Consider the following 3,427-nt stretch of genomic DNA (forward strand, 5'->3'; position numbering starts at 1 on the left):
AAACCCGCCCACGCGAGGTCGGCGTCGCACGGCTCGCCGGCGTCCGGAGAGGCGTCGTCCGGGGTGGGGTCCTCGACGGGCGGGGCGTCCGTGGTCGGGGCGTCAACGGCCCTGGCGCCGACCACCTCGAGCGCGGCGGCCAACTGGGCCGGTGACCAGGCCGGGTCGCACACCAGGGGCACCGCCCCGACCACGTCGGCGGCAAGGGTGAGGGTCAACAGCTCGACCGGGTCCGCGGTGTGGACGGGCACCAGGTCACCACGCCGGGTGCCGCCGTCGCGCAACCGTCCGGCGGCGTGGTGCACGCCCTGGGCGAGGTCGGCCCAGGTGCAGGTGCGGGCAGGGGTCTGGACGGCCGGTGCGGTGGCGGTGCGCCGGGCGTGGTCCAGGACGTGGTGGGCGACGGGCACGGACCTACCCGCGGGCGCGGTACACCGGTGAGGCGGCAGGGTAGGCGCGCAGCACCCCGACGGTCACCGCGGTCGCCACGACGGCCTTGAGCAGGTCACCGGGCAGGAACGTCACCGACCCGAGCGCCGCGACCCCCAGGGGAAGGCCCGTCAGCCACGCCTGCACAGGGATGCCGAACGCGTACACCGCGCCGATCCCCCCGGCCAGGCACGCCAGGAACACCCGCAACCGGCCGGGACGTGCCCCACCACGGTGGGTGAGCCACCCCACGACCGCCGCGCCCGCGACGAACCCCACCAGGTAACCGGCCGACGGGGCCACGAACACACCCAGCCCGCCCCGCCCACCGGCAAGCAGGGGAAACCCGGCGGCCACGAGCGTCAGGAACACCAGCACCGACAAGGTGCCCCGGTAGGCACCCAGGATCGCCCCCGCGAGCATCACGCCCAGGGTCTGCAGCGTGACAGGCACCGCGTTGCCGAACAGGGCGATCGACCCCGGCAGCCCGAGCACGGCGATCAGGGCGGCGAACGTCGCGATGCGTGCGGAGTCGGACGCGGTGAGCACCCACCGGCCGGAGCGCGAGGCGGGCTCGACCACGGGGTCGGGCGCGTCGGAGGCGCCCTGCGCGGGCGGGTCGGCGGGGGTGTGCACGTCGGGCGCGGCCATGTGGTCCTCCAGTCAGGCGTGCGGCGGGCAGGACGTCCGCGGCACTACCCACCTAAGCGGGCGCACCGCCGAGTATCGCTTGCCGTCCGCACCAGCGAACACGACCCCACGTTGTGGGGTCCCGACGGGGCCGGTCGGGGCGGGGCCTCACCTCGACCCGCACACGCATTATCAGATCCGATAACATCGGAGTATGGATGACGACCCACAACGATCCGGCGCCCCGGGATCGCCCGAGATCCCCGAGGAACTCGTCCGGGTGCTCGAGTCGGCCGCCCGTCTGCAGGATCTCGTCCCGGACGCAGTGCTGGTCGGTGGCACCGCTGCTGCCGCCTTCGCCGGACATCGCCTGTCGTTCGACCACGACCACGTCCTGAGTGATCTTCGGGATCGTTTCGATCTTGTTCTGGAGGCGCTGGAGTCCGAAGGCGACTGGGTGACGAACCGCGTACGTCCGGGAAAGATCATCCTGGGGCGCATCGGCGACATAGAGGCCGGTGTTCGGCAACTGATCCGACGGACCCCGCTCGAGGTGGTGGACATGGCGCTGCCCTCAGGCGCGACCGTGCAGGTGCCCACCCCTGAGGAGACCCTCCGCATCAAGGGTTTCCTGATCGTGCGGCGCAACCAGGTACGCGACTACCTCGACGTCGCGGCACTCGCGCACCGCTACGGGCGCGCGCACGCAGCCTCCGTCCTGGCGGGAATGGACAACTACTACGCCGACCAGCACGACGGCGAGGGCCAGGGAGTGGCCTCGCAGCTGGTGCGTCAGCTGGGCGAGCCGACCCCCGCCGACTCACGGACGCTCGCCGACCTGCCTCGGTACAAGGGCCTGGCAGCACGCTGGCACGACTGGTCGGCGGTCGTCGAGGAGTGCAAGGCACTGAGCCGCGCCATCACGACGCTTGGAGGATGATGTGCTGAGCTTCAGGAACATCGACGCCTCACCTGACGAACCGGTGGAGACCTGGCCGTTCGAGGGTGTGCTCACGGCGCTGGAACGGGGTGGGCTGCCCCACTGGCGACGGCTCGCACGAGCGATCGATGACGAGCCCTGGGGTCAGGTCGCGCGCCATGTGGAGCAGGCTGTGGCAGTGGCACGGCCCTTCGGGATCGGCCCGGTGATGACTGACCTCATCACCGAGGCGCGCCAGAGGGCAGAAGCTGCCGAGCGCGGCGAGGTCGCCGCGGACGTTCGAGGGTTCGTGGACCGGTCCGGTCTGACGCGGAGCGAGTTCGCCTCACGAATCGGGACGTCCACATCCCGCTTGTCCACTTACGCGTCAGGAAAGGTCGTCCCGGCTGCCACGTTGATGGTGCGGATGCGGCACGTTGCGTTCAGAGCCCAGGCTGCCGCCGGTGTGGACGAGCCCTGACGTGGCCGGACGCAGGGCGTGGCGGACGGCCGTGATCGGGTTCAGGGGCCGGTGAGGGCGCCCACCACCGTCAGGACGGCCGGCCGCAGCTGGGCGTAGGAGCGGTCGTACAGGGCGTGGTCACCGCCGTAGGGGTCGACGACCTCGTCCTGGTCGGCCTCCACCCGGGTGCGTCCCCGCCGGGCCGCCACCAGGGGCACCAGGGTCTCGACCCGGTCCAGTCCGCGGCGGCCCCTGAGGGTGGTGTCGGCGTCGTCGTGGGCGGCGGCCTCCGTGATGTACCGGGCGAGCTCGCGCAACGTGAACGTGCGGCGCACCGCTGCCGGGTGGGTGCGCGCGACGGCCGACCGGTGGGCGCGCGTCATGGTGATCACCAGGTCGGCGTCCTTGACCATGGGGGCGGTCAGCTGGCGGGCGCTGAACCCGGTGACGTCCACCCCGTCACCGACGAGCAGGGCCGCCATCGGGTCGGCGACGGGCGAGCCGACCATGGCGTGGGTGCCGGCACTGGTGACCTCGATGCCGCCGTCCGGCGCCAGGTGCGCACGCAGCAGCCGTTCACCTGCGGGCGACCGGCAGATGTTGCCCGTGCACACCACCAGCACGCGGGCGGGACGGTCGGCACTCATCGCGGGGCACCTCGGGTCGGCTGCGGGGGTGGCCAGGTCAGCACGGGCAGGTCGGCACGGTCAGGTCAACGCGGTCACGTCAGCGCAGCGGGCCACCGGGCCAGGACCGGGGGCTGTCTTTCTCCTGGGTCGCGTCGGTGCCGTTGGCGACGTGCACCAGCTCGTCGAACGGGTGCTCGGGGACCGGCACGGGGGGTCCGCTGCGCGGGTGCGGCACCCTTCCCAGTGCCTCGGCAGGCGCCTCGGACGCCGGTCCGGTGCGCTCCGCGGTGGTCTCGGCGCGCGGCTCGTCGTGGGCCTCGGCGACGGGAGCGGGCGGGGCGGGTGCCTCGTCGGCGG

Annotated in this window: 5 protein-coding genes and 1 pseudogene; 2 read left to right on the forward strand and 4 right to left on the reverse strand. The window is 72.8% G+C overall.

The genetic code is table 11. The annotated features are described in order from the left end of the window. Together N869_RS13695 and N869_RS13700 are read right to left on the reverse strand one after the other, a co-directional pair. On the reverse strand, positions 1–410 hold a 410-nt coding region (locus tag N869_RS13695), incomplete at its 3' end, for an AMP-binding protein (RefSeq protein ID WP_035062486.1). A gap of 4 nt (positions 411–414) precedes the next feature. After that, positions 415–1,080, reverse strand: a complete 666-nt coding sequence (locus N869_RS13700) for a biotin transporter BioY (RefSeq protein ID WP_084137197.1) — start codon at positions 1,078–1,080, stop codon at positions 415–417. Between the two features lie 193 nt (positions 1,081–1,273). Here N869_RS13700 and N869_RS13705 point away from each other — a divergent pair. Continuing rightward, positions 1,274–1,843 (forward strand): annotated as a pseudogene (locus N869_RS13705) (nucleotidyl transferase AbiEii/AbiGii toxin family protein); the annotation flags it as partial. Positions 1,844–2,000: 157 nt separating this feature from the next. Then, positions 2,001–2,459: a helix-turn-helix domain-containing protein gene (locus N869_RS13710; RefSeq protein WP_035062487.1), complete on the forward strand. Its 459-nt coding sequence runs from the start codon at positions 2,001–2,003 to the stop codon at positions 2,457–2,459. Positions 2,460–2,500: 41 nt separating this feature from the next. Here the strand turns inward: N869_RS13710 and N869_RS13715 are convergent, their stop codons facing one another. Continuing rightward, on the reverse strand, positions 2,501–3,088 hold the full coding sequence (locus N869_RS13715) for an arsenate reductase/protein-tyrosine-phosphatase family protein (protein WP_035062488.1): 588 nt from the start codon (positions 3,086–3,088) through the stop codon (positions 2,501–2,503). 79 nt (positions 3,089–3,167) lie between these two features. Beyond that, positions 3,168–3,427: hypothetical protein (locus tag N869_RS17935; RefSeq protein WP_035062489.1), on the reverse strand; the 260-nt coding region annotated here is incomplete at its 5' end.

The sequence above is a fragment of the Cellulomonas bogoriensis 69B4 = DSM 16987 genome (assembly GCF_000767165.1).
Taxonomy (GTDB): Bacteria; Actinomycetota; Actinomycetes; order Actinomycetales; family Cellulomonadaceae; genus Actinotalea; species Actinotalea bogoriensis.